The organism is Cronobacter sp. EKM101R (genome assembly GCF_963888145.1).
GTDB classification, from domain to species: Bacteria; Pseudomonadota; Gammaproteobacteria; order Enterobacterales; family Enterobacteriaceae; genus Cronobacter; species Cronobacter turicensis.
Map to the genome: position 1 here is coordinate 1 of NZ_CAWPHW010000027.1, position 1903 is coordinate 1903.

Consider the following 1903-nt stretch of genomic DNA (forward strand, 5'->3'; position numbering starts at 1 on the left):
CGGGTTTAACACATCCGCGATTTACTTCCAGCGTTCCATAATGCTGACCTGTCATTTTATTTCCTCGTTTAAATTCAGACGTACAAAAACAGTGTCTTTTTATACCCATATATTTTTACGAAGAGCGTGCAGTCAGAAAAAGCCCGCCCGAAAGCGGGCAAAAGACTACACACAGCAATGAATATTGTGGTGCCGGGTGCCTCCCGGTGTCTGGTCAAGGCCGAATACCAGACGGGGCTTGCACTGAAAAGGAGAACATACACCAGCCTTCCCCGCGTGCGCTTAGCCGCATTCACAACAATATGAAGCACACTCCTCCGTTTGCGTTAACACACCAGTCCCATTACGGAAAAGAATGGAGTGTGCTTCATGTTGTGTGCCTGCTTTTAGCCACGTCAGGCGAGGTGGTATACTGGAGTTTCCACACAACCAGTAAGGATAAATCTTCTTATGTTTTCTGTTCGCGTAGAATTACGTAATTCTGAAACCGCAGACTACACCGCTTTACATGAAAAAATGAAAGCACATGGTTTTTATCAATTTGCCAGATTTCCTGGTAGCGATGACTTCTTTAATCTACCCGATGCTGAATATGTGTTTTATAACATAAGTGATACTGAATCAGTCTCTTACGTTGGCCATCTCGCCAAAAATATTGCTCAACAAATCCGGCCTGATCCACGAATCGTGGTCTGTGAGATTAAGGACTCATTTCAGTTCGGTCTCGCCCATCGTAAACCCCATCAGTCGTTTGCTTTTGTCTTGCCGGATAGTGCCTGCCTGAACTCGTTGAAGCTAATGGCTTCTTCACCTTCAGTAAGGCTTTCAAAGTAATCTTCGTATGCCTTTTCCATGAGCGTGCTGTTATCCATGCTTACCTCTTTTCCCCTTAACGCCGGGGTGGCGGAACTTGTTACCTGTCGCACCGTTGTGCTTTGATGGGGTTATATTGAGCCTAAAGCTAATCATGGTCAACCTTTGGTTGAATAAAAAATGCAAAAAAAACCGCCTTTTGGCGGTATCCTTTTGTTTTTTTAGTGGAATTTATTTTTGGCGGGTAGTTGGGTCTGCATAGTTGGCGTAGAACTCTTTGAGTTGTTGTAGTCTCATCTGAAATGCCGACAACATATTGCGCCTCTCAACAGGAGGGAGTTCTCTGTAGACATCAATCAATTCAAGCTCATCGGCAGAGAAAACCCCCCCCCCTTCCTCGACCCCAGTCAATATCCATGAAAGCGAAGTTCTTGATGCTGATGCTAGTTTCGCTGCTGATTCTTTGCTGATAGTGCCTCGTTTAAACCAGTTGGTAACAGATGTAGGGCTGACGTCCGCTATCTTGGCCATGTCTGATCGCGACCAATGATTTACTGCCATTAGCTCACTTAATCGAACTGCCAGTTCATTACGTGGCTCTTCAGATGTGGTTTGTGTGTTTTTGCTCATGCTTCGATTTTAAGCCACTGGCTAGATAATTGGAAATAGCTGTGTGTTGACAACAGTTAGCTAAAGGCTCAATATTGTTTGTCTTTTGGATAATCTGGAGTTGTCTATGACAGGACTCGATAAGGCTATTAGCGCAGCCGGTGGAAAATGCCGTTTAGCTGAAGCCCTTGAAATTAAGCCTTCTTCTTTAAGCCGCTGGATTCATCGCTATCAGGGGCGCGTTCCCGCTGGTCGCTTGATTCAGATTTACCAGCTAACGGGAGTAACCCCGCATGAGTTGCGTCCCGATCTGCATCCAACCCCAACCAGTGGAATTCCTGAACAGGATATTACAAAAGCACAACGGAGTTTGATTAATGAAAATCATGCATAAGCACATCTGTGATGCCCTGAACACCTGGGCTATGGCTGCCGGAGCCAGAAAAATCCCGGCAGCGGAGATCGCGAAAGCTTATTTCCA

3 protein-coding genes are annotated in these 1903 nt (G+C 45.6%); 2 read left to right on the forward strand and 1 reads right to left on the reverse strand.

Going from position 1 to position 1903, the window contains the following annotated elements; genetic code table 11:
* The first annotated feature begins 450 nt into the window (after positions 1 to 450).
* Positions 451 to 834 (forward strand): hypothetical protein, encoded by a 384-nt coding sequence (locus AACV31_RS15055; RefSeq protein ID WP_166337120.1) that lies wholly within the window; start codon positions 451 to 453, stop codon positions 832 to 834.
* A gap of 210 nt (positions 835 to 1044) precedes the next feature.
* Here AACV31_RS15055 and AACV31_RS15060 read toward each other — a convergent pair whose 3' ends face one another.
* Complete coding sequence (locus AACV31_RS15060; protein ID WP_255491450.1) at positions 1045 to 1443, reverse strand: helix-turn-helix domain-containing protein; 399 nt, start codon at positions 1441 to 1443, stop codon at positions 1045 to 1047.
* A gap of 106 nt (positions 1444 to 1549) precedes the next feature.
* Between AACV31_RS15060 and AACV31_RS15065 the strand changes: the two genes are divergently transcribed.
* The gene (locus AACV31_RS15065; protein WP_165157208.1) at positions 1550 to 1816 is read left to right on the forward strand and encodes a transcriptional regulator; all 267 of its coding nucleotides are present in this window, start codon (positions 1550 to 1552) and stop codon (positions 1814 to 1816) included.
* Positions 1817 to 1903 lie beyond the last annotated feature (87 nt).

Excerpts from the sequence above, each read along its gene's own strand:
- AACV31_RS15055 (WP_166337120.1), top strand. The coding sequence starts at position 451 with ATGTTTTCTGTTCGCGTAGAATTACGTAATTCTGAAACCGCAGACTAC.
- AACV31_RS15060 (WP_255491450.1), bottom strand. The coding sequence starts at position 1,443 with ATGAGCAAAAACACACAAACCACATCTGAAGAGCCACGTAATGAACTG.
- AACV31_RS15065 (WP_165157208.1), top strand. The coding sequence starts at position 1,550 with ATGACAGGACTCGATAAGGCTATTAGCGCAGCCGGTGGAAAATGCCGT.